Annotated in this window: 26 protein-coding genes; 19 read left to right on the forward strand and 7 right to left on the reverse strand. The window is 64.3% G+C overall.

From position 1 onward, the window contains the following. Nucleotides 1-153 precede the first annotated feature (153 nt). From IVB46_RS21775 to IVB46_RS21790, 4 genes are all read left to right on the forward strand, one after another. On the forward strand, nt 154-1,101 hold the full coding sequence (locus IVB46_RS21775) for an aspartate carbamoyltransferase catalytic subunit (protein WP_014494716.1): 948 nt from the start codon (nt 154-156) through the stop codon (nt 1,099-1,101). Then, entirely contained in the window at nt 1,101-2,408 is a 1,308-nt protein-coding gene (locus IVB46_RS21780) for a dihydroorotase (RefSeq protein WP_247343434.1), read from the forward strand. The genes IVB46_RS21775 and IVB46_RS21780 overlap by 1 nt, the downstream gene beginning before the upstream one ends. Nucleotides 2,409-2,455: 47 nt before the next feature. Then, nucleotides 2,456-3,052 carry a glycerol-3-phosphate 1-O-acyltransferase PlsY gene (gene plsY / locus IVB46_RS21785; protein ID WP_247310053.1) on the forward strand — a complete coding sequence of 199 codons (597 nt, stop codon included), beginning with the start codon at nt 2,456-2,458 and terminating at the stop codon, nt 3,050-3,052. A 212-nt stretch (nt 3,053-3,264) separates the two neighbouring features. After that, on the forward strand, nt 3,265-4,467 hold the full coding sequence (locus IVB46_RS21790) for a patatin-like phospholipase family protein (protein ID WP_247310055.1): 1,203 nt from the start codon (nt 3,265-3,267) through the stop codon (nt 4,465-4,467). Here IVB46_RS21790 and IVB46_RS21795 read toward each other — a convergent pair. Next, nucleotides 4,459-5,703 carry an amidase gene (locus IVB46_RS21795; protein ID WP_247310057.1) on the reverse strand — a complete coding sequence of 415 codons (1,245 nt, stop codon included), beginning with the start codon at nt 5,701-5,703 and terminating at the stop codon, nt 4,459-4,461. The genes IVB46_RS21790 and IVB46_RS21795 overlap by 9 nt on opposite strands. A 306-nt stretch (nt 5,704-6,009) precedes the next feature. On the opposite strand from IVB46_RS21795, the gene IVB46_RS21800 reads away from it, so the two are divergent. The 3 genes from IVB46_RS21800 to dprA all read left to right on the forward strand — a co-directional run bounded on the left by IVB46_RS21800 (nt 6,010) and on the right by dprA (nt 9,096). Then, on the forward strand, nt 6,010-6,441 hold the full coding sequence (locus IVB46_RS21800; RefSeq protein WP_247343437.1) for a DoxX family protein: 432 nt from the start codon (nt 6,010-6,012) through the stop codon (nt 6,439-6,441). Between the two features lie 431 nt (nt 6,442-6,872). Next, nucleotides 6,873-7,844: an ABC transporter substrate-binding protein gene (locus tag IVB46_RS21805; RefSeq protein WP_247343441.1), complete on the forward strand. Its 972-nt coding sequence runs from the start codon at nt 6,873-6,875 to the stop codon at nt 7,842-7,844. Between the two features lie 109 nt (nt 7,845-7,953). Further along, on the forward strand, nt 7,954-9,096 hold the full coding sequence (gene dprA, locus IVB46_RS21810; protein ID WP_247310062.1) for a DNA-processing protein DprA: 1,143 nt from the start codon (nt 7,954-7,956) through the stop codon (nt 9,094-9,096). Here the strand turns inward: dprA and IVB46_RS21815 are convergent. Next, the gene (locus tag IVB46_RS21815; protein ID WP_247343445.1) at nt 9,093-9,503 is read right to left on the reverse strand and encodes a helix-turn-helix domain-containing protein; all 411 of its coding nucleotides are present in this window, start codon (nt 9,501-9,503) and stop codon (nt 9,093-9,095) included. The genes dprA and IVB46_RS21815 overlap by 4 nt on opposite strands. Nucleotides 9,504-9,587: 84 nt before the next feature. Here IVB46_RS21815 and IVB46_RS21820 point away from each other — a divergent pair, with 84 nt between their 5' ends. Continuing rightward, on the forward strand, nt 9,588-10,196 hold the full coding sequence (locus IVB46_RS21820; RefSeq protein ID WP_014494708.1) for an FMN-dependent NADH-azoreductase: 609 nt from the start codon (nt 9,588-9,590) through the stop codon (nt 10,194-10,196). Between the two features lie 58 nt (nt 10,197-10,254). Here the strand turns inward: IVB46_RS21820 and IVB46_RS21825 are convergent, their stop codons facing one another. Next, on the reverse strand, nt 10,255-10,437 hold the full coding sequence (locus tag IVB46_RS21825; protein WP_071917406.1) for a hypothetical protein: 183 nt from the start codon (nt 10,435-10,437) through the stop codon (nt 10,255-10,257). A 174-nt stretch (nt 10,438-10,611) separates the two neighbouring features. Further along, complete coding sequence (locus IVB46_RS21830) at nt 10,612-11,385, reverse strand: glucose 1-dehydrogenase (RefSeq protein WP_071913097.1); 774 nt, start codon at nt 11,383-11,385, stop codon at nt 10,612-10,614. 123 nt (nt 11,386-11,508) lie between these two features. Here IVB46_RS21830 and IVB46_RS21835 point away from each other — a divergent pair, with 123 nt between their 5' ends. Together IVB46_RS21835 and IVB46_RS21840 are read left to right on the forward strand one after the other, a co-directional pair. Beyond that, a complete protein-coding gene (locus IVB46_RS21835; RefSeq protein ID WP_063982808.1) occupies nt 11,509-11,976 on the forward strand; it encodes a helix-turn-helix domain-containing protein in 468 nt (155 codons plus the stop codon). Nucleotides 11,977-12,147: 171 nt separating this feature from the next. Continuing rightward, nucleotides 12,148-12,702 carry a flavodoxin family protein gene (locus IVB46_RS21840; protein WP_247310064.1) on the forward strand — a complete coding sequence of 185 codons (555 nt, stop codon included), beginning with the start codon at nt 12,148-12,150 and terminating at the stop codon, nt 12,700-12,702. 247 nt (nt 12,703-12,949) lie between these two features. Here the strand turns inward: IVB46_RS21840 and IVB46_RS21845 are convergent, their stop codons facing one another. Further along, nucleotides 12,950-13,189: a hypothetical protein gene (locus IVB46_RS21845; RefSeq protein WP_247310066.1), complete on the reverse strand. Its 240-nt coding sequence runs from the start codon at nt 13,187-13,189 to the stop codon at nt 12,950-12,952. A gap of 227 nt (nt 13,190-13,416) precedes the next feature. On the opposite strand from IVB46_RS21845, the gene topA reads away from it, so the two are divergent. Genes topA through IVB46_RS21865 form a run of 4 tightly spaced genes read left to right on the forward strand, consistent with a single transcriptional unit; the run spans nt 13,417 to nt 19,754 of the window. After that, on the forward strand, nt 13,417-16,161 hold the full coding sequence (gene topA, locus IVB46_RS21850) for a type I DNA topoisomerase (RefSeq protein ID WP_247310068.1): 2,745 nt from the start codon (nt 13,417-13,419) through the stop codon (nt 16,159-16,161). Nucleotides 16,162-16,180: 19 nt separating this feature from the next. Continuing rightward, nucleotides 16,181-18,538, forward strand: a complete 2,358-nt coding sequence (gene rnr / locus IVB46_RS21855) for a ribonuclease R (protein ID WP_247310070.1) — start codon at nt 16,181-16,183, stop codon at nt 18,536-18,538. After that, nucleotides 18,532-18,972: a DUF983 domain-containing protein gene (locus tag IVB46_RS21860; protein WP_063982804.1), complete on the forward strand. Its 441-nt coding sequence runs from the start codon at nt 18,532-18,534 to the stop codon at nt 18,970-18,972. Before rnr ends, IVB46_RS21860 begins: the two co-directional genes overlap by 7 nt. Nucleotides 18,973-19,004: 32 nt before the next feature. Then, the gene (locus IVB46_RS21865; protein ID WP_247310073.1) at nt 19,005-19,754 is read left to right on the forward strand and encodes an NUDIX domain-containing protein; all 750 of its coding nucleotides are present in this window, start codon (nt 19,005-19,007) and stop codon (nt 19,752-19,754) included. Between the two features lie 29 nt (nt 19,755-19,783). Here the strand turns inward: IVB46_RS21865 and IVB46_RS21870 are convergent, their stop codons facing one another. Both IVB46_RS21870 and IVB46_RS21875 read right to left on the reverse strand, forming a co-directional pair. Continuing rightward, nucleotides 19,784-21,142 (reverse strand): metallophosphoesterase, encoded by a 1,359-nt coding sequence (locus IVB46_RS21870; protein ID WP_247343449.1) that lies wholly within the window; start codon nt 21,140-21,142, stop codon nt 19,784-19,786. A gap of 76 nt (nt 21,143-21,218) precedes the next feature. Then, nucleotides 21,219-21,761, reverse strand: coding sequence for a hypothetical protein (locus tag IVB46_RS21875; protein ID WP_247310076.1), 543 nt, complete (start codon nt 21,759-21,761; stop codon nt 21,219-21,221). Nucleotides 21,762-21,981: 220 nt separating this feature from the next. Here IVB46_RS21875 and IVB46_RS21880 point away from each other — a divergent pair, with 220 nt between their 5' ends. From IVB46_RS21880 to IVB46_RS21895, 5 genes are all read left to right on the forward strand, one after another. After that, nucleotides 21,982-23,307: an LLM class flavin-dependent oxidoreductase gene (locus IVB46_RS21880; protein WP_063982799.1), complete on the forward strand. Its 1,326-nt coding sequence runs from the start codon at nt 21,982-21,984 to the stop codon at nt 23,305-23,307. A 207-nt stretch (nt 23,308-23,514) separates the two neighbouring features. Next, a complete protein-coding gene (gene rpmG, locus IVB46_RS21885) occupies nt 23,515-23,682 on the forward strand; it encodes a 50S ribosomal protein L33 (protein WP_007603295.1) in 168 nt (55 codons plus the stop codon). Nucleotides 23,683-24,883: 1,201 nt separating this feature from the next. Next, complete coding sequence (locus tag IVB46_RS44910) at nt 24,884-25,015, forward strand: hypothetical protein (protein WP_256468619.1); 132 nt, start codon at nt 24,884-24,886, stop codon at nt 25,013-25,015. Nucleotides 25,016-25,095: 80 nt separating this feature from the next. Beyond that, nucleotides 25,096-25,209: a BA14K family protein gene (locus tag IVB46_RS21890; RefSeq protein ID WP_247343452.1), complete on the forward strand. Its 114-nt coding sequence runs from the start codon at nt 25,096-25,098 to the stop codon at nt 25,207-25,209. A 440-nt stretch (nt 25,210-25,649) separates the two neighbouring features. Beyond that, nucleotides 25,650-26,498, forward strand: a complete 849-nt coding sequence (locus IVB46_RS21895) for an SDR family NAD(P)-dependent oxidoreductase (protein WP_135215738.1) — start codon at nt 25,650-25,652, stop codon at nt 26,496-26,498. Nucleotides 26,499-26,948: the final 450 nt, after the last annotated feature.

The raw sequence follows: 26,948 nt of genomic DNA on the forward strand, positions 1-26,948 counted from the left end.
TTTACGTCAAATGCGAATGAAGCACGTAGATGCCCGGGACAAGGCCGGGCATGACGGAGAGGATGAGCCCGCACCGACAGATCAGGGGATAACTCCCCGCCCCGGCATTGGCCCTTGCCCCCCCAGCCATCCGCGCCTATAGCTCTCGCTTTAATGACATCGAAATCGACCTTCGTCCTCGGCCACCGGCATTTGCTGGGCATCGAGGGCCTTTCCGCGGCCGACATCACCGGCCTCCTCGACCTGTCCGAAGAATATGTCGAGCTCAACCGCCAGGTTGACAAGAAGCGGACCGTCCTGCGTGGACGGACGCAGGTAAATCTGTTCTTCGAGGCCTCGACCCGGACCCAGTCCTCGTTCGAGCTCGCCGGCAAACGGCTGGGCGCCGACGTCATGAACATGTCGGTCTCCTCCTCGTCCATCAAGAAGGGCGAGACGCTGGTCGACACCGCGATGACGCTCAACGCCATGCACCCGGACATTCTGGTGGTTCGGCATCACGCCTCCGGCGCGGTGGAACTGCTGGCGCGCAAGGTCGACGGTTCCGTGATCAATGCCGGCGATGGCGCGCACGAGCATCCGACGCAGGCGCTGCTCGACGCCCTGACCATCCGCCGCAACAAGGGCCGGATCGAGGGCCTCGTGGTCGCGATCTGCGGCGACGTGCTGCATTCGCGTGTGGCCCGTTCCAACATCATCCTGCTCAACACCATGGGCGCCCGTGTCCGCGTCGTCGGCCCTTCCACGCTGCTGCCGCCCGGCATCGAGCGGATGGGGGTCGAGGTTGCGCGCGACATGCGCGAAGGGCTCAACGGCGCTGATATCGTCATGATGCTGCGGCTCCAGCGCGAGCGCATGAACGGCTCCTTCGTGCCGTCGACTTCCGAATATTTCAACTATTTCGGGCTGGACCAGAAAAAGCTCGCTTACGCCAAGCCGGACGCGCTCGTCATGCATCCCGGCCCGATGAACCGCGGCGTCGAGATCGACACCGCGGTCGCCGACGGCGCGCAATCGCTGATCCGCGAACAGGTCGAGATGGGCGTGGCGGTACGGATGGCCGTGCTCGAAGCGCTCGCCCGCAACTTGCCGAACGCGTGATGCTCATGCTGACTGACCGCCGTCCCATCCTGCTTGCCAACGCCCGCGTCGTCGATCCCTCCAGGGATTTCGACGGCCCCGGCGATGTCCTGATTGCCGACGGAATCATCCGCGAGACCCGCCGCGGCATTGGCGCTGCCGGCGTCCCCGAGGGCACCGACGTCGTCAACTGCGCCGGCAAGATCGTGGCCCCCGGCCTGGTCGACATGCGCGCCTTCGTCGGCGAGCCCGGCTTCAGCCATCGCGAGACCTTTGCCTCCGCGAGCCAGGCGGCTGCGACCGGCGGCATCACCACCATCATCTGCCAACCCGACACGTCTCCGGTGATCGATAATTCGGCGACCGTCGACTTCGTGATGCGCCGCGCCCGCGACACCGCGATCGTCAACATCCTGCCGATGGCGGCGCTCACCAAGGGCATGCACGGCGAGGAGATGACCGAGTTCGGCCTCCTCAAGGCCGCCGGCGCGATCGCCTTCAGCGACAGCGACAAGAGCGTGATCAACGCGCAGGTGATGCGCCGCGCGCTGACCTACGCGCGCGATTTCGACGCGCTGATCGTGCATTACACCGAGGATCCCGATCTCGTCGGCGAAGGGGTGATGAACGAGGGCGAGTTCGCCTCGCGGCTCGGCCTGATGGGCATCCCGAACGCGGCGGAGGCCGTGATGCTGGAACGCGACATGCGTCTCGTCGCGCTCACCGGCGGGCGCTATCACGCGGCATCGCTGACCTGTATCGACTCGCTCGACGTCCTGACGCGCGCCCGCGACGCCGGCCTCGCCGTGACCGCCTCCGTCTCGATCAATCATCTTGCGCTGAACGAGAACGACATCGGCCCCTACCGGTCGTTCCTGAAGCTGTCGCCGCCGCTGCGGACCGAGGACGACCGCCGCGCGCTGGTCGCAGCGGTCGCCTCCGGCCTCGTCGACATCATCATGTCCGACCACAATCCGCAGGACGTCGAGGTCAAGCGCCTGCCGTTCGCGGAAGCCGCACCCGGCGCCATCGGGCTCGAGACCATGCTGCCGGCGGGCCTTCGCCTCGTGCACAATGAGGAACTCGACCTGAAGACGCTGATCCGGGCCATGTCGACGCGGCCGGCCGAGATCCTGGGCCTGCCGGGTGGAACCCTGCGCACGGGCAGCCCGGCCGACGTCATCGTGATCGACCCCGACGTCCCCTGGGTGGTCGATCCCGCCGACCTCAAATCGCCCTGCAAGAACACCCCGTTCGACGAGGCCCGCTTTACAGGCCGCGTGGTGCGCACCATTGTCGGCGGACGGACGGTCTACGAACATGTCTGACGGGCAAATTCATGCGTGGCGTCGCAGTTCAGCATGGAGATGCGGCCATGGGGCTTGAAGCCTTCCTGCCGGTGGCCTTCGTCATCGGCTACCTGCTCGGCTCGATTCCGTTCGGGCTGGTCCTGACCAAACTCGCCGGCACGCAGGATATTCGCTCGATCGGCTCCGGCAGCATCGGCGCCACCAACGTGCTGCGCACGGGCCGCAAGAGCCTTGCCGCGGGCACCCTGCTGCTCGACGCGCTCAAGGGCACGGTCGCGGTGGTGATCGCCGGCTACATCGCGGGACCCAATGCCGCCATGGTGGCCGGGCTCGGCGCCTTCCTCGGCCATCTCTTCCCGGTCTGGCTGAAGTTTAGAGGCGGCAAGGGCGTCGCCGTCTATATCGGCATCCTGCTCGGCCTGTTCTGGCCCGGCGCAATCGTGTTCTGCCTGCTTTGGCTCGCCACCGCCTTCACCACCCGCTACTCCTCGCTGTCCGCGCTGGTGGCGGCATTCATCACCCCGATCTTCCTGTGGTGGTTCGGGCACCTCGCGCTTGCATCGCTGTTCGCCGCGCTGACGCTGCTCTTGTTCTACGCGCATCGCGAGAACATCAAGCGACTGCAATCCGGCAAGGAAAGCCGGATCGGCGAGAAGGCCTAGAGCGTTTTCGAGCGAAGTGGATACCGGTTCGCGTCAAGAAAACGCGTCAAAACAAAATCCCAAGGCCGGAAAAAGTACGGATATCGCCGCACCGCCTCCGCATTATGTGCCAATTCCTGTTCGCAACTCGGAAGCTGCTCGCGGCCGGAGTGGCGAACGAGTTCCACGCCTGTCATCCTGACAGCGGAAATGGCGTTACGCGGTAGCTCAGAATGAGCGAGAAGATTGTCGGCGCGCATGACGGGTCCGGTTCGCACGGTGCTTCCAGCACCGCAGCAAGCCGGCTGCTCTCAGCGACCAATGTCTGGTGCGATGCGCCCTCGCCGCGGCCCGCGCCCGAACCTGCTCCCGTTCCCCCGCCAGTGACCCAGCCTGCGCCCGTCGCGCAAGCCGCAGCGCCAGTCGAGATTGTGACCATTGCCGCGCCGGTCGCGCCCATGCAGCCGCACTCCGGCCAATGGCCGCCGCAAAGATTGTCGCTAGCCCTTCAGGGCGGCGGCACTTTTGCCGCCTTCACCTGGGGCGTGCTGGAGCGGTTGCTGGAACACCCGACCATCCACATCGACACCATCAGCGGCGCCAGTGCCGGCGCCATCAATGCGCTGCTGCTCGCCTCCGGCCTCGCCGAAGGCGGACGCGAAGGCGCCCATTCGCGGTTGAACCGGTTCTGGGCCCGCCTGATGCACGAGGCCTCGTTCCGCTCCTTGATGCTGGTCGGTGGATTCTCGCCGGCGGGAAGCTCGGTCGCGTTCGGTCCGACGCTGCGCTCCGGCCAGTTCGATCCGTTCGATCTCGATCCGCTGCGGCTGGCACTGTCGCGCGACATCGATTTTGCCGCCTTGCGCGACGCGGCCTGCCCAAAACTGCTGATCGCCGCGACGCGAATCCGCGATGGGCAGCAGCAGATCTTCCGCAACGATTGCATTACCGCCGACGTCGCGCTGGCCTCGACCTGCCCGCCTTTGGTTCACTGCGCCGTCGAGATCGACGGCGAGGCCTATTGGGATGGCGGCATTGGCGGCAATCCGCCGCTGGTGCGCCTGGCGCAGGAATCGACAGCCTCCGATCTGCTGCTCGTCCAGGTCACGCCCACGCGCGACAGCTACGTGCCGATCACGCTCGCCGCGATCGACCGCAGGCTCGACCAGATCGCAGCCAACGCCGCTCTCAACGCCGAGATCGCGGCGCTGGAATGGGCGCGAGCCACAGCCGCACCTTCGCTGCGGCTCTCCAGGATCGCGGCCGAAGACTCCATTGAGGGCCTGGCGCAGCGCTCATCCACCGATCTCGGCCGCGGCTTCATTCGTACGCTGCACCGGAGTGGCCGCGAGGCCGCCGAGCGTTGGCTCGGACAAGGCGCGACAGGCGCCGAGGCCGAACGCGTGCTGCCCGCCGCTGAGCCTGCGCTAGCCTGATTTCGCCAGCGCATCCTCCAGGAACCACGCCGCCGCAAGCGCGCCCGGATCGTTGCCGAACCGCGCGATCACCTGCACGCCGATCGGCAGGCCGCCGACCTTCAGCACCGGCACGTTGACGCAAGGATTGCCCATCAGCGTCCAGAGCCGGTTGTAGCGGGGCGAGCCGGTCGAGGCGAGCTCCTTGGCCGGCGCGGTGCCCGGCGCCGAATAGGTCAGCAGCACGTCAAACCCCTCGAACAGTTCGCCGAGCTCGCGGCGGCCACGGCGGGCGATCCGACGCGCGTCGTCATACTGCTTCGGCGTCAAGCCGACGGTGTCATCGAGGCTGGCACGCAGCATCGGCGCGATCTCGTCGTGATGCTCCGAAAACTCCCAGGCCAGCGCGCGATGCGCCTCGAAATCCTGGATGATCGGGTGGATGCGCCAGGCTTCCTGCACCGACTCCGGCAGATCGATGGTCTTGACACTGGCACCGGCCTTCTCGGCCGCCTTGATCGCAGCCTGCAAGCCCTCTCCCGCCGCCGGCTCCACGGCCTCGGCAAACTCCTGCCTCACCACGCCGATGCGCGGCGCCTTGGCCGCGGCGATGCCATCGAATTCAGTGCGGCCGGTGATCGCCAGCAGCCCGCGCGCGAGATCCTCCGCGCGCGATCCGAACAGGCCGACAGTATCAAGCGCCCATGAGTAGCACTTCACGCCGATGGTCGGCAGCATCCGGAACGACGGCTTGATCGCCGCAGCCCCGCAATAGGCGGCGGGCCGGATCACCGAGCCGCCAGTCTGGGTGCCCAGCGCCAGCGGGATCATGCCGGCGCCGACGGCCGCGGCCGAGCCCGAGGACGAGCCGCCCGGCGTATGGCCGAGATTGTGCGGATTGAGCGTCGGGGTCGGATCGCGCGAGGCGAACGCCGTGGTGGTGGTCTTGCCGATGATGGTCGCGCCTGCTCGCTTCAGCATCATCACGACCGGCGCGTCCGAGCGCGGCTGCCAGCCGCGATAGATCTCCGAGCCCATCTCGGTCGGCATGTTGGCGGTGTCGATGATGTCCTTGATGCCGACGGCGATGCCGCGCAGCGGGCCGGAGGCTTGCGCCTTCGCGGATTTGTCGTGACGGACAAAGGCGCGGACGTCCTTCTCCCTGGCCTCGATCGCCGCGTGCGACTGGGCGATGGCGTCATCGGGCGAAAGCTCGCCCGCTTCGATGCGGCGCTGGAGGTCGGCGAGTGAGATCATGGCAATACCCTTCTTATTGCCATCGCTTTTAGCATCGGGACGAGGTCGCGCAAGCGCACGTGGACGCGGTCGAACCATGCGTGCAGTCGACCGGGACCAGCGGCTCGACCAGAGCATTCGCCTCCGCGGGCGCCGCGCCGGTGAGATCAAAAATGGAAACAGTATCTTTCAATTATTTCTATTTTTATCGCAATTCGATCGGGCCAGTGTGAGGTCACAACGCAGGGCCCTGCGGCGCGCACTCTCTTACGGACCACAAACGCTTGGTGCGCCACCGCCGTCGGACCTCAACCAAGCACAGGAGCGATGACCATGGATACGACCCGTTATGCTTCCCTCGTTGGCCGGCTGCTGATCGGCCTCCCGTTCGCAATGAGCGGCTTCAGCAAACTCACCGCTTATGGCGCGACGACCGCGTACATCGCCTCTGCGGGATTGCCGGTGCCCCCGTTGGCATATGCGATCGCAGTTCTCGTCGAGCTCGGTGGCGGTCTTCTGCTGATCGCGGGCTATCAAGCCCGCTCGGTCGCGCTGGCGCTCGCCATATTCTCGCTGGCCGCGGCAGTCTCGTTCCACAACAACTTTGCCGACCAGAATCAGATGATCCACTTCCTCAAGAACGTGATGATGGCAGGCGGCCTGCTCCAGATCTTTGCCTTCGGTGCCGGTGCGCTCAGCCTTGACGCTCGCGTCTCGCGGAGCGGCGTCGCTGTCGCTCAGGCGGCGCACGCGCGTTGAATCGACGACCTTGCGGAAGACCCGTCGACCACGTCGGGTCTTCCGGCAGCGCCTTTGAAGCCCGATCAAGCGCACGCAACTGTTGCCCACGCCCTCAGGTTGTTCCATGTTGCCTCCATAAGGAGCCGCCGTGGACGCTATCAATCCCAGCGTGGAGCTGAAGCGAGCCTGAGCGGATCGACCGCCTGCGGCTGATCCGCTCTGACAATGTCGGGCCGCGTGGCACTAACGCGGAAACGCCGCAACCTTTGCGTTAGTTCTAAATTGCCCCGACAATCAAGGCGATGAGATTCGAATTGCCGGACTGTCGGACGCTCACGCCGTCTCGGCTTAGGCTGTGCGCCTTCTGACCCAACCTGTTCATTGACGCGGCTGGACCAATGTCGAAAAATGCTTACTCTCTGCCAGAGGATAAGCGATTTAGCGGTGCTATGAAACGACGCGGATTCATCACTTTGGCTGGCGGGGCGTTGGCGTGGGCAACGGCCGCACGCGCTCAGCAAGTGAAGCGCGTCTCGCGGATCGGCCTTTTCCTCCCCCCACCGCGAAATTCGGAGGTCGACGCGTTCCTCGTTGCGCTTCGCGGTCTCGGTTGGGTTGAGGGCGAGAACGTCCACGTTGAATATCGCGACGCCGACGGCGACGATAACCGGCTTCCGGCGCTGGCTGCTGAACTGGTCGCCCTCGGCGTCGACGTTCTCGTGACAGCCACATTTCCCGGGGTTCTTGCCGCGCACCGTGCGACGACCACAATTCCAACCGTGATGATCGTGGGTCCCGATCTGGTGACCTTGGGCCTTGCAGCCAGCATGGCTCATCCCGGTGGCAACATTACGGGACAGACCTTTTTCCTTACAGAACTAGCTGCGAAGCGGTTAGAGGTTCTTGCGAGCATAGCTCCCTCGATGACCCGCGCAGGGGTGCTCATGCAGCGAGGCAACCCCCTGAACAACGGCACCATGAGTGCCATGACGAACGCCGCGCGGGCAATGAAGGTTGAGCTGCGACCGATCGAGCTTGACGTCCCCGGCGACCTCGACAACGCGCTATCAATCTTCGGCTCCACCGCCATGGACGGTCTCGTCATCACGGACGCCAATGCGTTTGTCACCAATTCGGCGTTGGTCGCGGCGATTGTCGACAAGTGCCGCGTGCCATCGATTGCCGCACCCATCGTCGCGTCCCGGGGGGGCGCACTGGTAGGCTACGGGGTAGACTTCACCTCCATGTTTCGCCGCGCCACTGTTTTCGTTGACAAGATATTGAAGGGCGCGAACCCGGCCGACATCCCCATCGAGCAGCCGACGCAGTTTAAGACGGTCATCAACTTGAAGACCGCCAAGGCGCTCGGCCTCGAGATACCGCAGTCGTTGCAGGTGCGCGCGGACGAGGTCATCGAATAGCAAAAGCCTTGAGGAATAAGGCAGCGCGTTGCTCCTTTCCTCCTCCGCCCATGATTGGGGCGATAGAAACAACCACACGCCACTGTTGCCCACGCCCTCAGGTTGTTCCATGCTGCTCCCACAAGGAGACGCCGTGGACGCCATCAATCCGAGCGTTGAGCTGACCGAGGCTGAACGGATCGACCGCCTGCGGTTGATCCGCTCCGACAATGTCGGGCCGCGCACCTTCAAATCGCTGGCCGACCATTTCGGCACGGCGCGCGCCGCGCTCGAGCGGCTGCCCGATCTGGCGCGCCGCGGCGGTGCTCAGCGATCGGGGCGCATCTGTAGCGTGGACGAGGCGAAGGCCGAGCTCGCCGCAAGCCGCAAGTTCGGCATCGCCTGGCTTGCACCCGGCGAGGACGGTTATCCGGCGCGGCTCGCGACACTCGACGATGCGCCGCCACTGCTCGCCGTGCGCGGCGACACCACGACGCTGATGCGTCCGATGATCGCGATCGTCGGCTCGCGCAATGCCTCCGGCGCGGGACTGAAATTCGCCGGTCAGTTGGCCCGTGAGCTTGGCGAAGCTGGCTTCATCGTCATTTCGGGGCTCGCCCGCGGCGTCGATCAGGCGGCGCACCGCGCCAGTGTCGAGAGCGGCACCATCGCGGTGCTCGCCGGCGGACATGACTGCATCTATCCGCCCGAGCATGGCGACCTGCTCGCCTTGATCCTCGATCACGCGGGCGCTGCGATTTCCGAGATGCCGCTCGGCCACGAGCCGCGCGCCCGCGACTTCCCCCGCCGCAACCGGCTGATCTCCGGCGCCGCGCTCGGCGTGGTCGTGGTCGAGGCGGCGCATCGCTCGGGCTCGCTGATCACCGCGCGCATGGCGGCCGAACAGGGCCGCGAGGTGTTCGCGGTGCCCGGCTCGCCGCTCGACCCGCGCGCCGCCGGCACCAACGATCTGATCAAGCAGGGCGCAACGCTCGTCACCGAAGCGTCCGACATCGTCAATGCAGTCGCACCGATCATGGAGCGTCCGTTGATGCATCCGGCGAGCGAGCCCGACAGCGAACCGTTCGAGAGCGATCCACAATCACACGACCGCGACCAGATCACCGGCCTGCTCGGCCCCGTCCCCATCTCGATCGACGATCTCGTGCGGATGTCCGGCGCCTCGCCGGCGATCGTGCGCACCGTGTTGCTGGAGCTCGAGCTTGCGGGCCGCCTCGAACGCCACGGCGGCGGTCTCGTCTCTCTTCTCTAGGTGTCGTTGCGCTCATCGAACCGCGTGCGTGCCGCCGCGATCTGCGCCTGGTGCTCCTTCGCCCATAGCCCAAGCACCATCACGGGTTGCTGGAGCCCGCGGCCAAGATCGGTCAGCTCATAGTCCACGCGCGGCGGAATGGTCGGGAAGATCGTGCGCGTGACGAGGCCGTCGCGCTCCAGCCCGCGCAGGGTCAAGGTCAGCATCCGCTGCGAGATGCCGTTGATCATCCGCTTCAGCTCGTTGAAGCGCTTGGGCCCGTCGCTCAGCATCATGATGACGAACACGCTCCATTTGTCGCCGACGCGCGCCAGGATCGAGGCGACCCCGCGGCAGTCCGCGTGGTCGCGATCCGGCATCTGGGGAGCAGGAAAATCGGTGTGTGCAGGTCTCAAAGATGTGCCCATGGCTCAAAAAAGTGCGTTCTTGCGGGGAATTTGACAGTCACTCATGTAGTGCGGGTTACAAATCTATACCATAGGTGAACCCCAATGAAACTCCTCCATATCGACTCCAGCGTGCTCGGCCCCCACTCCGTCTCACGGCAGGTTTCCGCCGCCATCGTCGACCGTCTCAGGCAGGCGACGCCGTCGCTCGACCTCGTCTACCGCGATTTGACGCAGATTCCGCTCGCCCACCTCTCCGGCTCGCACCTTGCGGCCGCGCAAGGCGCGCCGGCGCCGGCGGAACTCGGTCCCGACCTGGCCGCGAGCGCGGCCGTGCTCAACGAGTTCCTCGATGCCGATATCGTCGTGATCGGCGCGCCCATGTACAATTTTACGATCCCGAGCCAGCTCAAGGCCTGGATCGACCGCGTCCTGGTGGCGGGGAAAACGTTCAAATACGACGCGAACGGCCCGCAGGGCCTTGCCGGCAACAAGCGCGTGATCGTGGCGATCTCGCGCGGCGGCTATTATGGCCCGGGCACGCCGGCCGCCTCGCTCGAGCACCTCGAAACCTATTTACGTGGCGTGTTCGCGTTCATGGGCATCACGAGCCCCGAATTCATCGTCGCCGACGGCATCCAGGTTGGCCCTGAGCATCGTGAGAAAGCGCTGGCCGGAGCGCTTCAGGCTGCCACCAGCCTGCAGGCGGCGTAAGACTTACGCCGACACCAGCCGCTGCCGGAGCCCGGCGGCGGCTGAGAATTCGACAGCGCTAAAACCAGGCGCCCTGAACGCCAAGAATGACGGCGACGAGCGAAATGAAAAGCCCGATGCCTGAGAAAAGTGCCACCCCGATGAACTCGGACGTATCGGAGTGCTTGGCTGGAATGGCGGAATGTTCGGTGTAAATACGTGGTTCTGAAATCGACGAAGAAATACGAGCTGCTTTTGACATCGCGGGCTCCCTGAAAGTGAGTCTTATGACCCTGCCCGCAAAAGGGTCTTGGCAGCGCAAGCGAAGGTTCAACGCCTCACGGAAGGTTCAGAGGAATACAGCCACCGAGGTGTAGGAACAGGCCGGCGCAACCGATGTCGTCGCGCCGACCGATTCAATTTTCGCAAACGTTGATCAGCCGCGATAGATCGGTGCGCCCGCGGGAGAGGCAACCGCGCCACCATCGACGAAGATCTCCTGGCCCTGGATGTGCCCGGCATCGTCGGAGGCGAGGAACAGGACCGTCTTCGAGATGTGATCCGGTTCAGCAATGCGGCCGAGCGGCGTGGATAGTCCAAGGCGCTTCTCGAACGCCTTCTCCGCTTCAGGCGTTGCGATCGCGGCGCCCCAGATCGGCGTGCGGGTCGCGCCGGGCGCAACGACGTTGACGCGGATGCCGCGCGGCGACAGTTCCGAGGCCATGATCCGCGCCAGCGCGCGCACGCCGGCCTTGGCGGCCCCGTAAGCGGAGTAGCCGGGAACGCCGAGCACGGAGATCACCGAACCGTTGAGGATGATCGAGGCGTTGTCGTTGATATAGGGCAGCGCCGACTGCACCGTGAAGAACACGCCGGTGAGGTTGGTGCTGATCACCTTCTCAAAGACATCCAGCGTCGTCGAGCCCAGCGGCGTGCTGCCGGGGATGCCGGCATTCGCGAACACGATATCGAGCTTGCCGAATTTTTCGGTGCCCTTCTTGATCGCCGCTTCAGTCGCGGCGACGTCGGTCGCGTCCGCAACCAGCGCGAGCCCGTTCGGCCCGAGTTCCTTTGCTGCGGCCTCCAGCGTCTCCTTGTTGCGCCCGGTGATGATCACCTTCGCGCCCTCGGCCACGAACAGCTTTGCCGTTGCCAATCCAATTCCGCTGTTGCCGCCGGTGATGAGTGCCGTCTTGCCGCTCAGTCTCATGCTCGCCTCTCCAGTAGTTTCATTATGAAACCATATTGCAATCTAGCCGTATGGTTTTATGATGCAACCACACAAGCGCGTGATTGGCGCCGACATCGTGCGAATGTGAGGAGACCTCAGACGATGGTGAAACGAACGAGTTTTGAGGGTGACGGCTGCCCGGTCGCGCGGTCGCTGGAGGCGATCGGCGACTGGTGGACTCTGCTGATCATCCGCGAAGCGATGCTCGGTATGCGCCGCTTCGGCGAGTTTCAGGGCAAGCTCGGCATGGCCAAGAACATCCTGTCGGCGCGGCTGCGCTCAATGCTCGAACACGGCATACTGGCGACCGCCCCCGCCTCCGACGGCAGCGCCTACCAGGAGTATGTGCTGACGCCGAAGGGACTTGGCCTCTTCCCGATCCTGGTCGCGCTCCGGCAATGGAGCGAGGAGTTCGACGACACGCCCGAGGAGATCGACACCGTCATGGTCGATCGCGTCAAAGGCCGCCCGGTGAAGAAGCTCGAGCTGCACGCCGAGGATGGACGGTTGCTCAGCCTGGCCGACATCACGCTGAAGCCCCGACCGGCACCGCGGCGGCGGTCAGCCTGATCGCGGCACACTGCCACCACACCGTCATTGCGAGCGCAGCGAAGCAATCCAGGATTTCACCGCGGAGGGATTCTGGATTGCTTCGCTGCGCTCGCAATGACTGCGTTGGGGGGACTTGTACAAAATATCGACGGCGTCAAAGATGGCTGAACACCCCAAAGTGGCACCGCCATGCCCCTGCTCGCTATCGTCTATTTTTCCATCTCCGGCACCACCGAGAAGCTGGCGCATGCGTTGGCGCGCGGAGCGGATGGCATGGCAGACGTCGCGCTTTGCCGAATCACAGGCGACGACATCGTGTCAGGCCGGTTTCAGAATGAGGGGTTCCTGGAAACGATTGACGGCGCCGACGCGGTAGCATTCGGCAGCCCAACCTACATGGGCGGACCAGCGGCTCAATTCAAAGCCTTTGCAGATGCTTCAAGTGATCGATGGAGCCAGCAAAGATGGGCCAACAAGATCGCAGCCGGGTTCACCACGGGCGCCTGCGCAAGCGGCGATCAACTCCACACATTGACCTACTTCTCCATTCTCGCCGCGCAGCACGGCATGCTCTGGTGCGGACTGGATATTCCGGGTGGGGAGGATCTGAGTGGCCGGAATCGTTTAGGCAGTCAGCTTGGCCTGGCGACACACTTGGTCGACGCCTCGTTACCGCAGAGCGACCTCGGCACGGCCGAATATCTCGGCCGACGACTGGCGAGAATGGCGGGCCGTAGCGGCTGATCCCCTTGTCATTGCGAGCGCAGCGAAGCAATCCAGAATCCCTCTGCGGAAAGACTCTGGATTGCTTCGCTGCGCTCGCAATGACGACGTCGATGCAGCGCGCCTCCATATATCGCCGTCACCCTGAGGTGGCCGCTTCTTCAGCGGCCCTCGAAGGGCGACGGCCCGGCTGCGGCATCTCGGCCGCTCATCCTTCGAGGCTCGCTACGCGAGCACCTCAGGATGACGGATTGGATGGTGAGCGCCGCTACGACAGCTTGCGCTTGCTCCGCAGCCGCAGGTGCTCGTCGGCCTCCAGCTTGGTCATCCCCAGGAGATAATGCAGCACATCGAGCTTGTGGCGCTCGGCGAGCTTGCGCAACGCCCCGACCTGCTCGGCGATGAAGGCGACGGCCTCTTCGACGCCGCCCTCCCCTGGTTCCTCACCGCGCGAGCCTCCCGCCACGCCTGACGCGGCGCGCGCCCGTTTCTTTCCTGGCTTAGTCACCAGACCCCACCCGAATCCATGCCCCGGGAGGACTCTACGCCGACATTGACCGCAACTCCAAGGTGGTATTTTGCAACTTTCTCGATATGAAACTTTTCCCATTTGTGATGCTTTCAACACCCCTCGATTTGACAGCGAGGGCCTCACCACCCATGTTCGGGTCGAAACGGCCGATCCGAATCTCATCGAAAGCGGCTCGTAATTTCCCCGTAAGCTACTGGAACTACATGAATATCGTCATTGTGGAGTCGCCGGCGAAAGCCAAGACGATCAACAAGTATCTGGGCTCGTCCTACGAGGTTCTGGCCTCGTTCGGCCATGTCCGCGACCTCCCGGCGAAGAACGGTTCCGTCGATCCGGACGCAAATTTCAAGATGATCTGGGAGGTCGACCCCAAGGCGGCCGGCCGGCTCAACGATATCGCCAAGTCCCTGAAGAACGCCGACCGCTTGATTCTGGCGACCGACCCTGATCGCGAGGGCGAGGCCATCTCCTGGCACGTTCTGGAGGTGCTGAAGGAAAAGCGCGCGCTGAAGGATCAGAAGATCGAGCGCGTGGTGTTCAACGCCATCACCAAGCAGGCGGTCACGGATGCGATGAAGAATCCGCGCCAGATCGACGGCGCGCTGGTCGACGCCTACATGGCGCGCCGCGCGCTGGACTATCTGGTCGGCTTCACCCTCTCCCCCGTGCTGTGGCGCAAGCTGCCGGGCGCCCGCTCGGCCGGCCGCGTGCAGTCGGTGGCGCTGCGGCTCGTCTGCGACCGCGAGCTCGAAATCGAGAAGTTCGTCGCGCGCGAATATTGGTCGCTGATCGCGACGCTGCTGACGCCGCGCGGCGATGCCTTCGAGGCGCGCCTCGTCGGTGCCGATGGCAAGAAGATCCAGCGGCTCGACATCGGCACCGGCGCGGAAGCGGAAGACTTCAAGAAGGCGCTGGAAGCAGCCGCCTATGCCGTGACCTCGGTCGATGCCAAGCCCGCCCGGCGCAATCCGCAGGCCCCTTTCACCACCTCGACGCTGCAGCAGGAAGCCAGCCGCAAATACGGCTTTGCGCCGGCGCACACGATGCGCATCGCCCAGCGCCTTTATGAAGGCATCGACATCGGCGGCGAGACCACCGGACTCATTACTTATATGCGTACCGACGGCGTGCAGATCGATCCGTCCGCGATCACCCAGGCGCGCAAGGTGATCGGCGAGGATTACGGCAACGCCTACGTGCCGGAGGCCCCGCGCCAGTACCAGGCCAAAGCCAAGAACGCCCAGGAAGCGCACGAAGCGATCCGCCCGACCGACATGTCGCGCCGCCCCGACAGCATGAGCCGCAAGCTCGATGCCGACCAGGCCCGACTCTATGAGCTGATCTGGAAGCGCACCATCGCGAGCCAGATGGAATCGGCCGAGCTCGAGCGCACCACTGTCGACATCACCGCAAAGGCCGGCGGCCGCACGCTGGAGCTGCGGGCGACGGGTCAGGTCGTCAAGTTCGACGGCTTCCTCGCGCTCTACCAGGAAGGCCGCGACGACGAGGAAGACGAGGACTCCCGCCGCCTGCCCGCGATGAGCCCGAACGACGCGCTCAAGCGACAGTCGCTCGCCGTCACCCAGCACTTCACCGAGCCGCCGCCGCGCTTCTCGGAGGCCTCGCTGGTCAAGCGCATGGAAGAGCTCGGCATCGGCCGTCCCTCGACCTATGCCTCGATCCTCCAGGTCCTAAAGGACCGCGGCTACGTCAAGCTGGAGAAGAAGCGCCTGCACGGCGAGGACAAGGGCCGCGTCGTGGTCGCCTTCCTCGAAAGCTTCTTCAGCCGCTACGTCGAATATGACTTCACCGCCAATCTGGAGGAGCAGCTCGACCGCATCTCCAACAACGAGATCTCCTGGCAGCAGGTGCTGAAGGACTTCTGGACCGGCTTCATCGGCGCCGTCGACGAGATCAAGGATCTGCGCGTCGCCCAGGTGCTCGACGTGCTCGACGACATGCTGGGCCAGCACATCTATCCGCCCCGCGCCGATGGCGGCGATATCAGGCAGTGCCCGAGCTGCGGCAACGGCCGGCTGAATCTCAAGGCCGGCAAGTTCGGCGCTTTCGTCGGCTGCTCGAACTATCCGGAATGCCGCTACACCCGCCAGCTCGCCGCCGACAGCGAGACCACCGCCGACCGTTCGCTCGGCCAGGACCCTGATACGGGTCGCGATGTCTGGGTCAAGGCCGGCCGCTTTGGTCCCTACATCCAGCTCGGCGAGCCCAAGGATTACGAGGAAGGCGAGAAGCCGAAGCGCGCGGGCATCCCGAAGGGCACCTCGCCGGGCGATGTCGAGCTCGAGCTTGCGCTGAAGCTGTTGTCGCTGCCGCGCGAGATCGGCAAGCATCCGGAGACCGGTCAGCCGATCACGGCAGGTCTCGGTCGCTTCGGGCCGTTCGTGAAGCACGAGAAGACCTACGCCAGCCTGGAGAGCGGCGACGAGGTCTTCGACATCGGCCTCAACCGCGCGGTGACGCTGATCGCGGAAAAGGTCGCCAAGGGCCCGAGCCGCCGCTTCGGCGCCGACCCCGGCAAGGCGATCGGCGATCATCCGACCCTCGGCACCGTCACGGTGAAGAGCGGCCGTTACGGCGCCTATGTCACGGCAGGCGGCGTCAACGCGACGATCCCGGCCGAGTTCGAAAAGGACACCGTCACGTTGCCGCAGGCGATCGCGTTGATCGACGAGCGCGCGGCCAAGGGCGGCGGCAAGAAGCCGAAGAAGGCGGCGAAGCCGGCTAAGGCCAAGAAGGCTACAGAGAAGGCCGCCGACGGCGATGACGCCGCGCCGAAGCCGAAGAAACCGGCCGCCAAGAAGGCGGCCAAACCCAAATCCGAATCCACCAGCAAGGCGCGCGCCGCCGTGTCGTCGACCGCAAAAACGTCGCCGACCAAGGCCGCCGCCCCCAAGGCTCCGGCCAAGAAGAGTGCCGGCAAGACCTAGATCAAGAATTAGAGGTTAAGTGAAACGCAAGAATGACCATGGCTTTCCCGACCGGAGCGCCATCGTCGCCTTCATCAAGGCAAATCCCGGAAAGGTCGGGACCCGCGAAATTGCGCGCGAGTTCGGCCTGAAGAACGCCGATCGTATCGAGCTCAAGCGCATGCTGCGCGAGCTCGCCGACGACGGCACCATCAAGAAGAAACGCCACAAGGTTTCCGAGCCGGACGCGCTCCCGTCGACGCTGGTCGCCGACATCACCGGCCGTGACAGTGACGGCGAGCTGATCGCCTCCCCCACCGAATGGGACGAGGTCGAAAGCGGCGAGCCGCCAAAAATCCTCATCGTCATGCCGCGCCGGCCGAAGCCCGGCACCGCGGCCGGCATAGGCGATCGCGCGCTGCTGCGCGTCGAGCGCTCGGACGAGAGCGAAGGCCCGGCCTATCGCGGCCACATCATCAAGGTCTTCGACAAGACGAAGAGCCGCATCCTCGGCGTGTTCCGCGAGCTTCCCGAAGGCGGCGGACGGCTGGTCCCGGTCGACAAGAAGTCCGCCGACCGCGAGCTGAACATCGCCGCGGCCGACACGCACGGCGCCCGGGACGGCGACCTCGTCAGCGTCGATATCGTCCGCACGCGCAGCTTTGGGCTGGCCTCAGGCCGGGTCAAGGAGAAGCTTGGCTCGGTCAAGTCGGAGAAGGCGATCAGCCTGATCGCGATCTACGCGCACGACATCCCCCTGCAGTTCCGGCCCGCGGCAGAGCGTGAAGCCGAAGCGGCAGAGCCGGCCAATCTGAAGGGACGTGAAGACTGGCGCGATATCCCGCTCGTCACCATCGATCCGCCGGATGCGAAGGATCACGACGACGCGGTGCATGCGCAGCCCGATCCTGATCCGAACAACAGAGGCGGCTTCATCGTCGATGTCGCCATCGCCGATGTGAGCTTCTACGTGCGGCCGGGCACCGCGCTCGACCGGGACGCGCTTGATCGCGGCAACTCGGTGTATTTCCCGGACCGCGTCGTGCCGATGCTGCCCGAGCGCATCTCCAACAATCTCTGCTCGCTGGTGCCGGGCGAGCCGCGCGGCGCGCTCGCGGTGCGCATGGTGCTGGGCCCCGACGGGCGCAAGCGCTCGCACAGCTTCCACCGCATCCTGATGCGCTCAGCGGCGAAGCTGAACTATGCGCAGGCGCAGGCTGCGATCGACGGCCGGCCCGACGACACCACCGGACCCCTGCTCGATCCGATCCTGAGGCCGCTCTATGCCGCCTATGCCTGCGCCAAGCGCGCCCGCGACGAGCGCGATCCGCTCAATCTCGATCTGCCCGAGCGCAAGATCCTCTTGAAGAGCGACGGCACGGTCGATCGCGTCGTCGTGCCTGAACGTCTCGATGCGCACAAGCTGATCGAGGAGTTCATGATCCTCGCCAACGTCGCGGCAGCGGAGATGCTCGAGAAGAAGTCTCTCCCGCTGATCTACCGCGTGCATGACGAGCCGACGCTGGAGAAGGTCCACGCGCTCGCGGAGTTTCTGGAGACGCTGGACGTTCCGTTCGCGAAAGGCGGCGCGCTGCGGCCGGCTTTGTTCAACCGCGTGCTGGCGCAGCTCGAAGGCCACGACCACTTCCCGCTGGTGAGCGAGGTCGTGCTGCGCGCCCAGGCCCAGGCCGAATACTCCTCCGAGAACTACGGTCATTTCGGCCTGAACCTGCGCCGCTACGCGCATTTCACCTCGCCGATCCGCCGCTATGCCGACCTCGTCGTGCATCGCGCGCTGGTTCGCGCGCTCGGCCTCGGCGAAGGCGCCCTGCCCGACAGCGAGACGCCGGAAAGCCTCGGCGAGGTCGCAGCCCATATCTCGGTGACCGAGCGGCGCGCGATGAAGGCGGAGCGCGAGACCGTCGACCGGCTGATCGCCCATCACCTCGCCGACCGCATCGGCGCAAGCTTCCAGGGCCGCGTCTCCGGCGTCACCCGCGCCGGCCTGTTCGTCAAGCTCGCCGAGACCGGCGCCGACGGCCTGATCCCGATCCGATCCCTTGGCACGGAATATTTCAACTATGACGAGAGCCGGCACGCGCTCGTCGGCACGCGCAGCGGCACCATGTATCAACTCGGCGACGTCGTCGACGTCCGCCTGATCGAAGCGGCCCCCATCGCGGGCGCGCTGCGCTTCGAGCTGCTGTCGTCCTCCAGCGAGACCGCACCGCGCGACCGCAGGCGTCCCGGCCCACAACGCCGCCCCTCGTTCAAGGCACATCCTGGACGCAGTCCGGATAAAAAACGCAAGCCGCCGAAGCAAAAGTCCGGCAAACCCAAGAAGGGCAAGGGCAAGAACAAAGGAAAAGGCGGGGGGCAGAAGGGCAAGGCATGGTGACGACGAGCACGGCCCCAAAGATCTGGACGCGCGAGACCGGCCTCGTCGAGAAGCGCGACGTCTGGACGGCCATGAAGCGCGGTTTCCGCAGCCGCTGCCCGCGCTGCGGCGAGGGCAAGCTGTTCCGCGCCTTTCTCAAAACCGCGGACAATTGCTCGGTCTGCGGCCTCGATTTCACGCCGCATCGCGCCGACGATCTGCCGGCCTATCTCGTGATCGTCATCGTCGGCCACATCGTGGTGCCCACGATCCTCTGGATCGAGACCAACTACACCACGCCGGTCTGGCTCAGCTTCGCGGCCTATCTGCCCTTCACCTTCGTCGCCTCGCTCGCGCTGCTCCAGCCGGTCAAGGGAGCTGTGGTCGGCTTGCAATGGGCTCTGCGCATGCACGGCTTTGACGACAACCCTCCGGATGGTATTCCGCCGGTCTAAGCAAATAATCAAAAAGCGGTTTGGGTGAGGACATGACGGATACGTCGCAGGGAGCCGAGAAGGCCAAGATCCACGAGGGCAAGGAAGCCGACCATCATCCCTATTTCCGCCCCCGCGATGCGGCGACGCTGATCCTGGTCGATCGCAGCGGCAGCATTCCAAAAGTCCTGGTCGGCAAGCGCCACGACAAGGTGGTCTTCATGCCCGGAAAGTTCGTCTTCCCCGGCGGCCGCGTCGACAAGGACGATTACCGCGTGCCGTGTGCTGCACCCATCACCACTGAGCTGGAAGCCAATCTCGCCAAGGGCAGCCCGAAGACTCCGGCCTCGCGCGCAAAGTCGCTTGCGATTGCAGCAATCCGCGAGGCCTGCGAAGAGACCGGCCTCTGCCTCGGACGCAAGACCGAGGGGAAAGCAAAACTCGAGGGCGCCTGGAAGCCGTTCGCGGATGCGGGCCTGCTGCCCGACCCCTCAAGCCTGTTCCTGATCGCACGCGCCATCACCCCGCCCGGCCGCGTCAAGCGGTTCGATACCCGCTTCTTCACCGCGGACGCCTCCGCGATCACCCACCGCGTCGAGGGGGTGATCCATGCGGATGCCGAGCTGGTCGAGCTGGTCTGGGTCGAGCTCGGCTCAAAGCCGCTCGCCGATCTGCATCCGATGACACGCAACGTGCTCAACGAGCTCGACACGCGCCTTGCCACCGGCCCGCTCCGCCACGATGCGCCGGTGCCGTTCTTCCATTTCTACGGCGGCAAGATGCAGAAGGATATCTTGGGCTGATCCAGCCACCGAACCCCTCCCGGGCTCGTTCACGCGATCCGCAAACTCAGCGCGGCACCTCTGAAGGCGCGGTCTTCGCTGCCACCTTGTCCGTGGCCGATCGCCCATTGCTGCGGCCACACAAGCTGCTCCAACCCTCGCGCCGTCGCAGAGGTGAAGGACGACCAACGCGTGGAATCGTGACGACGATACAAGAGACCGCCCGGGCCCATGTCCGGGTAGATCGCGACGTGAATATCGAAACCCTCGCCCGCCGGAAGATCAGGTCCAAACCAATAGGTTGGGCTTCGCCCCGGCTCACGAGCAACGATGGCTGTCAGGGTTTGCTTCGGTCCCCGAAGCCCAAGCCAGAACGGCGCGATCGAACCAGGCGCGAAAGCCGTGAAAATCGTCTGGGCCGATGCGACATCGGTCGCAGCGCTTTGCCCCATAAGCCTCAGCTCGATCCGCCGCCCGCTCGCCACGCATCCGCTGAACGGCGCTTCGGTTTCCCCGAGCGGCAGCTCCCTCCACAGGGCGGGATCAGGATCGCGCAGCGGCCATTCCATCCTCTCCCTGACAACGCCGTCGGTATCGAGCACCTGATAACGCAGGCCTTCCTCGTCAAGCGCGGCCTGAATGCAATGCAGATACTCGACGCCTTCCGGCATCCTGTGAGCCGTTCCCGCGCCCGCGGTGCAAATCTGCAGGACACCGCGATGCGCCTGCACGTCGAAGGCGAGGATGTGGCTGCACAGATAGGCGAGCACGTTTTCGTTCACCAGGATGTCCCAGAACGGGCGAGCGTATTCGTGGCCGATCTCGCGCTGATACGTCCCCGTAAAGCCGTTGACGGGAAACACCGGGTGATGGCCAAGGACGAGCTTGTGTCGGGCATCGCCATGTTCTCTGAGCGTCGCTTCCCGCCACGCGAGCTCGACATGGCCCTCACCTCCAAGGCCGCTCCAGAGCGTGTTGACGAACACCATCAGCAGGTCGCCGCGCCGCACGTAGTAGGAGAGGCCCGCCTGTCCCGGCGGCCCATTCTTCGGCAACTCGAGCACGGCGCGAAACACCGCCTCGCTCATCAAATCATAGGTCGTGTGGTTGCCGGTTGTGTGCCACATCGGAATGGCCGCACGGTCGAGCCATGCCATTTCCGTATCCAGCCAATAGCGCCACTGCGCGCGGAGCGCGTCCGGATCCGGCGTCAGTCCGATGATTTCATCGCCCGGGAAGAGAACGAATTCAGGCTGCGGCCTCAGGCGTTGAACGACCGCATTGACCGAGGCGAAGGTCTTTTCGTGCAATGCACCCGGCACGCCCGAACAGGAGTCGCCATACAACAGGAATTGGTGGCCCTTGCCGCGCGGTCGAAGCGCGGGAACGGAATTATTCGCTGAGGTCATGGCCTTCCATTGCGGTGTTCGGCCGCGAGGATGGCAATTTCCGCAACGGGTAGCAACAGGCCGTGGCTGGACCTAATCAAGAATCATCAGGCTCGGTGCCGACATAGTCGCGCGCCGGCAGCTTGAGGACGCGGCCGATCTCGCTTGCGAGCTCGTCCGCCTCCTCGCGCCTGGTGAAGCTCTGAAGCGTGATCGGCTCGGTGCCTCTGTTGCCGCAGAGATTGACGTCGTAGGTCGTCAGATCCGCATCATAGTCGTCGGTGATGCTGACGAAGTGATAGTCGGCGAGATCGCGCTGGCTGCGGATATTGAGCGGGCCGAACTGCCTGGTGATGACGATCTGGCGCAGCGTCTCGTTGAGCACGACGAAAGTGCGGTACGTCAGCAGGATCATTCCGGGGATGCCGACGAGCAGTCCCAACCCCGTGAACACCAGCACCGGCACGAGATCATCGGCGAGCCGGCCGAAGCCGGAAAAATCCTGGCGCAAGCCGAGGCCGACGTTCCACAAGAGATAACCGCTCGCTGCGAGCAGCGGCAGCGACAGCAGGCGGCCGACCCAGGGCATGGGCCGGTCGATGCGAACGGTGCCGCCGTCCACGGTCATTGCGCCTGCCATTGAAGGTCTCCTCACGGGTCCTGGCTTGGTCGGGGCGAGCGCGGGATTGGTTCGATGCGGGCCGCATTCGTCATGCCCTTGCCGCTGCGCGCGGCCTGGAATGACGCGATTGTGCTGAGCGCGTCGCGAAAAACGAAAAAATCTTCCCGCCTCCCCCAATGGCGGAGTTCCCAGGCGTCCCTATGTCTTCCCTAACGACACCCAGAACGGATACGGGGCGATGGCACAACGGCAACTCAAGCTTGGCGCGTTCATGCGCCCGATCAGCATCCACACCGGCGCCTGGCGCTATCCCGGGGCCTGGCCGGACGCCAATTTCAACTTCGGCCATATCAAGACGCTGATCCAGAAGCTCGAGGCCGGCAAGTTCGACGCCTTCTTCATGGCCGATCACCTCGCGGTGCTGAACATGCCGGTCAATGCGCTCAAGCGCAGCCACACCGTGACCTCGTTCGAGCCGTTCACGCTGCTGTCGGCATTGTCCGCCGTCACCGAGCGCATCGGCCTGATCGCGACGGGCTCGACGACGTTTGACGAGCCCTACCACGTGGCGCGGCGCTTCGCCTCGCTCGACCATCTCAGCGGCGGGCGCGCGGGCTGGAACATCGTCACCACCTCGAATCCGGACGCGGCGCTGAATTTCGGCCTCGACGACCACATGGAGCATGCCGAGCGCTACAAGCGCGCCCGCGAGTTCTACGACGTGGTCACGGGCCTCTGGGATTCCTTCGCCGACGACGCCTTCGTGCGCGACGTCGAAAGCGGCGTGTTCGTCGATCCCGCGAAGATGCACGTGCTCGACCACAACGGCAAATATCTGAAGGTGCGCGGCCCCCTCAACATCGCGCGGCCCGTGCAGGGCTGGCCGGTGATCGTGCAGGCCGGCGCATCGGAGGACGGCAGGCAGCTTGCGGCAGAGACGGCGGAAGCTGTGTTCACCGGCGGCGGCCCCCTCGCCGACGGCCAGAAACTCTATGCCGACATCAAGGGCCGCATGGAGAAGATCGGCCGCGATCCTGAACATCTCAAGATTCTTCCCGGCGCCTTCGTCGTGGTCGGCGACAGCGTCGATGAGGCCAAGGAGAAGCGCGCGCTGCTCGACAGCCGCGTGCATTACGACAGCGCCATCGCCTCGCTCTCGGTCATCCTCGGCACGGACGCCTCAGGCTTCGATCCGGACGGACAACTGCCGGAGATTCCGGAGACCAACGCCAGCAAGAGCGGCCGCCAGCGCATGGTCGACCTCGCCAGGCGCGACAAGCTCACGGTGCGCCAGCTCGCCCAGCGCGTCGGCGGCTATGGCGGGTTATCCTTCGTCGGCACGGCCAAGACCATCGCCGACCAGATGGAGGAATGGCTGGTCGGGCGCGGCTCCGACGGCTTCAACATCATGTTCCCGTTCCTGCCCGCCGGCCTCGACGATTTCGTCGACAAGGTGGTGCCGGAGCTGCAGCGGCGCGGGATTTTCCGCAAAGAGTATGAAGGGGCCACTTTGAGGGAGAATCTGGGCCTGCCGCGGCCGAAAAACCGGTTCTTCGAGGCGTAATGGGACCGTTTTGGGTGGTTTTCCGCCCTAGAGCCCCGTTCGGGGCTCTAGGTTGTTGTTTTTGACGCGTTTTCTTGACGCGAACCGGTACCCACTTCGCTCGAAAACGCTTCGAAACCTTGACATCAGGCGGTTTCTGGCTAGGTTGCCGGCCAACGCGGGCCGTTTGGCCGGCTCCAGATTCCCTTCATTCCTGAGGTTCTGAACATGGCCAAAGCGGTCACCATCAAGGTCAAGCTCGTGTCCTCGGCTGACACCGGCTTCTACTACGTCGCCAAGAAGAATTCGCGCACCATGACCGACAAGCTGGTCAAGAAGAAGTACGATCCCGTCGCGCGCAAGCACGTCGAATTCCGCGAAGCCAAGATCAAGTAAGAAGATCAAATAAGATCGCGGAATAAGCTACGGACTTTTGACGGGGCCTCACGGCCCCGTTTTTATTTGTGCCCTCTCCTGTCGGGGCACGAGACCGAAGTTGACGCGCTGCTCCTTCTCCACGCCGTCGTTGCGAGGAGCTCTTGCGACGGAGCAATCCAGAGCCGTTCCGCCGAGGGCCACGCTTTGTGTGGATGGCGAGTTTATAGGCAGATGCCACCTCAACCCTCGGTTGCCCAATCCGAAATGTATGTTACCGTGCATTTACCGGGGCGGCATCTCCGTCCCGAATTTGGGAAGGACATGCTCATGAAATTCTCGTCAAGCTTTGTCGTGCCCTCAGCCGTCGCTGTCTTATCAACTGCCTTGCTGTGCGCCCCGGCAGCGTCGCAAATCCCGACTGGCTCCGCCGCCACGATTCCCCCTGTCACGGTCGACGCGCCGAAACAGGTGGCAAAGCCGCACGTGTCGGAGCGGGGAGCAAACACAACGGCGCCGCGTCGGACTGCGTCAACCGCTCGAACGTCAACCGCGAGCACGCCTTCGTATGCGCCGGGCTCGGTGATGGGGAGGCTTGCCAGCCTGGAGAAAGTCGCCAGGAGCTGCAACGGTGGCTGTGCATCAAGCTTCCCAAGCGGCAAAGATCCCTGGGTCGGATGCAGCGAGTCGGGCGGCGGTACGGACTATGGACCTTTCTCGCCAACGTGCCGAGACACCATCACCCATAAATCCTACCTGGATTGCGTTGAAACCAAGGTGTTCCTGGGCGAAAACCGAAACAAGGCCCACTGGTTTTGCAGCAGCCTGGCCGCCGGCAACAGGTTTAAGGTCGCCGAACTCAAGCGATCAGGACGTCGCTAGTCCATACCGCCCGCTGGCTTTCTGTTTCAGTTGAACCTGGACCCGATGTCGGCCAGCGCTGGCCGCTGCTAGCCCCAGCGTCGCCCGCCGGTCGCGCGCAAGCGCACCGTCGAGGTGACGCTGCGCTGTGTCCGGGGCACGAGAGCAAAGACAGGCGCGCTGCTGGCGGCGGTGGCCCATTCTTTTGCGTTCCACAAGCAAACGATTCTTTCTGCATTTGAACGACGAGACCGCGTCAGGTCGCGGGTATGCGATCAAGCGCGCTTGTTCAGCGCAGATGTCGATCCAACTCCTCTCGCACCGGCAGCACGATTGCACCGGGCAATGATGGAGATGGATCATGACTGGACTTAAAATTCTCGCTGCCGTGGCTTTGTTGTCGGGCCTGACCGCAAGCGCCGCCTACGCGCAATCCGGCTTTGCGAGCAGCCATCCTGATACGTACGAGGCGAGAACCCCAATCGCAACCTGAACGGCACGCTGACGCCGGCCGGTCGGCTGGGCCTCGAGTTGCCGGATGGCGCAGCTCCTGCGCAAGGCGCGGACAGCGCCATGGCTCGCGCAGACGGCACTGCTTCACGTTCCTGCGCGGAGCGTTATCGATCCTACGATCCGGCAACGGGCACCTACCTCGGGTGGGACGGCAACCGCCATATCTGCAGGTAATGCAAAGCCGCAAGTCACCGGATCACGTGGACGTCCGAACGGATGGCCAGATGACCCGGTTGGATTCGAGGCGCCGTCGAGATGGCGTCTCGAACTTTCCATGACACCTTACGCGTCACGGCCAACGCGTGATTCTCCTCGGGTCTTCATGCTCATCGTTCTGCCGGAGGAGACACCTCGGGTGCCGACGCTCGTGACAGCGCGCCCCGAAGCGCCGCGTTGCCTCCAAGGCACGAGCGCAGAAGCAGATGTGTGCTCCTGACTTGTCGCGTCCGCTATGCGCATGGAAGACGACGTTGATACCTGGTTGCCCATGTCAATGATGGGCCACGAACGGACATCCGGCACGCTTCCCAATCCCTCGAAAACGCGGTCATATGGCGTCCGGGTACACTTGGCGTTTTGGCGCGAGGGTATCCGCTTGCACGGGGAGAACGCGCGTGAAGGAACTCGCTGGAAAGACTGTGTTCGTGACCGGTGCAGCGTCAGGCATTGGACTGGGGATCGCGACCGCCTTCGCCCAAGCGGGGGCGAAGGTCATGCTTTGCGACATTGAAGAAGCGGCTCTGTCCGCAGCGCTCGAGCAACTGAGGCTCACCAACGTCGATGTCGACGGCGTGAAAGCGGACGTTTCACTCAAAGCCGAACTCGCGGCGGCCGCCGAAGCCACGACTGCTCGCTATGGCAAGGTGCATATCCTCGTCAACAACGCGGGCGTCGGCGGCGGTGGGCCTTATGGCGCCTGGACCGAGGCGTCGTGGAACTGGACCTTGGGCGTCAACCTGATGGCGACCATTTGGGGGATCGAGATTTTCGGGCCGTTGATCGAGCAGCATGGCGAGGGTGGGCACATCGTCTCCACAGCCTCGATCGCTGGCCTCATTTCAGGAGAGAGCAACGCATACAACGTCTCCAAGTATGGCGTTGTCGCGCTGTCCGAGGGCCTGCGGCGTGAACTCGCGCCCCGAGGGATTGGCGTATCGGTGCTGTGTCCAGGGATCATCCGCACTCAAATCATGGACTCGAGACGCAATCTCCCCAAACGCTTCGAGGGGGCGCTTCCTCCCTTGCCGACTTCGGGCCCACGTGCCGAGTGGATCAATATGCTCCGGGAACGCATCTCTCAGGGCATAGAACCCAACTATGTCGGCGAACTCGTCCGCGAAGGCGTCGAAAAGGACTTGCCATATATCTTCACCGACCTCGAATTTGAGCCGATGATCGAAGCGCGCTTCGCCGCAATCAAGCAAGGCTTTGACCACATCCGCGGGCGCACCCCGAAACGTTGAGCGCGCAGCCCTTCCACCAGCCTTAGCGGCTAACACGAATATTCGGATAGGGCTGAAACCGGCTTCAAAGCCGTTGCGCAGTGGACCGCCAATGTCTCAGTTGGATCAAAATGCGAAGAACTCAGAGTGAGCAAAGTCAGTCCGCTCTACCTCACCAGGCGGACCTCAATGAAAGGTGTCGCCACTTCGCTGATGGGCCAGAAGCGGACGACGAGACCGAGCGTCTTGGCATCCCCAAGGCCAACGATAAGCTCGAACTTCTCCGGTGACTGCGTCCATCTGGGCTTGCCTTACGAACCCACTGACTACACGCTACCCAAATGAGCAGATTCCACGCCCGAGGTAAGGTCGTGATCGGCGCCACGGCACTCCGTGCGCTTGTGCTGACTGCAGCTTTTTTCGCGGCGTTGTCGCCGGCCACCTGCCTTGGTGAAAACAGCAACCGCTTGC

The organism is Bradyrhizobium sp. 61 (assembly GCF_023073075.1).
GTDB lineage: Bacteria > Pseudomonadota > Alphaproteobacteria > Rhizobiales > Xanthobacteraceae > Bradyrhizobium > Bradyrhizobium barranii.

Coding starts and splice junctions, on each gene's coding strand:
- IVB46_RS21775 (WP_014494716.1), top strand. CDS start 154: ATGACATCGAAATCGACCTTCGTCCTCGGCCACCGGCATTTGCTGGGC.
- IVB46_RS21780 (WP_247343434.1), top strand. CDS start 1,101: ATGCTCATGCTGACTGACCGCCGTCCCATCCTGCTTGCCAACGCCCGC.
- plsY (WP_247310053.1), top strand. CDS start 2,456: ATGGGGCTTGAAGCCTTCCTGCCGGTGGCCTTCGTCATCGGCTACCTG.
- IVB46_RS21790 (WP_247310055.1), top strand. CDS start 3,265: ATGAGCGAGAAGATTGTCGGCGCGCATGACGGGTCCGGTTCGCACGGT.
- IVB46_RS21795 (WP_247310057.1), bottom strand. CDS start 5,703: ATGATCTCACTCGCCGACCTCCAGCGCCGCATCGAAGCGGGCGAGCTT.
- IVB46_RS21800 (WP_247343437.1), top strand. CDS start 6,010: ATGACCATGGATACGACCCGTTATGCTTCCCTCGTTGGCCGGCTGCTG.
- IVB46_RS21805 (WP_247343441.1), top strand. CDS start 6,873: ATGAAACGACGCGGATTCATCACTTTGGCTGGCGGGGCGTTGGCGTGG.
- dprA (WP_247310062.1), top strand. CDS start 7,954: ATGCTGCTCCCACAAGGAGACGCCGTGGACGCCATCAATCCGAGCGTT.
- IVB46_RS21815 (WP_247343445.1), bottom strand. CDS start 9,503: ATGGGCACATCTTTGAGACCTGCACACACCGATTTTCCTGCTCCCCAG.
- IVB46_RS21820 (WP_014494708.1), top strand. CDS start 9,588: ATGAAACTCCTCCATATCGACTCCAGCGTGCTCGGCCCCCACTCCGTC.
- IVB46_RS21825 (WP_071917406.1), bottom strand. CDS start 10,437: ATGTCAAAAGCAGCTCGTATTTCTTCGTCGATTTCAGAACCACGTATT.
- IVB46_RS21830 (WP_071913097.1), bottom strand. CDS start 11,385: ATGAGACTGAGCGGCAAGACGGCACTCATCACCGGCGGCAACAGCGGA.
- IVB46_RS21835 (WP_063982808.1), top strand. CDS start 11,509: ATGGTGAAACGAACGAGTTTTGAGGGTGACGGCTGCCCGGTCGCGCGG.
- IVB46_RS21840 (WP_247310064.1), top strand. CDS start 12,148: ATGCCCCTGCTCGCTATCGTCTATTTTTCCATCTCCGGCACCACCGAG.
- topA (WP_247310068.1), top strand. CDS start 13,417: ATGAATATCGTCATTGTGGAGTCGCCGGCGAAAGCCAAGACGATCAAC.
- IVB46_RS21860 (WP_063982804.1), top strand. CDS start 18,532: ATGGTGACGACGAGCACGGCCCCAAAGATCTGGACGCGCGAGACCGGC.
- IVB46_RS21865 (WP_247310073.1), top strand. CDS start 19,005: ATGACGGATACGTCGCAGGGAGCCGAGAAGGCCAAGATCCACGAGGGC.
- IVB46_RS21870 (WP_247343449.1), bottom strand. CDS start 21,142: ATGACCTCAGCGAATAATTCCGTTCCCGCGCTTCGACCGCGCGGCAAG.
- IVB46_RS21875 (WP_247310076.1), bottom strand. CDS start 21,761: ATGGCAGGCGCAATGACCGTGGACGGCGGCACCGTTCGCATCGACCGG.
- IVB46_RS21880 (WP_063982799.1), top strand. CDS start 21,982: ATGGCACAACGGCAACTCAAGCTTGGCGCGTTCATGCGCCCGATCAGC.
- rpmG (WP_007603295.1), top strand. CDS start 23,515: ATGGCCAAAGCGGTCACCATCAAGGTCAAGCTCGTGTCCTCGGCTGAC.
- IVB46_RS44910 (WP_256468619.1), top strand. CDS start 24,884: ATGACTGGACTTAAAATTCTCGCTGCCGTGGCTTTGTTGTCGGGCCTG.
- IVB46_RS21890 (WP_247343452.1), top strand. CDS start 25,096: ATGGCTCGCGCAGACGGCACTGCTTCACGTTCCTGCGCGGAGCGTTAT.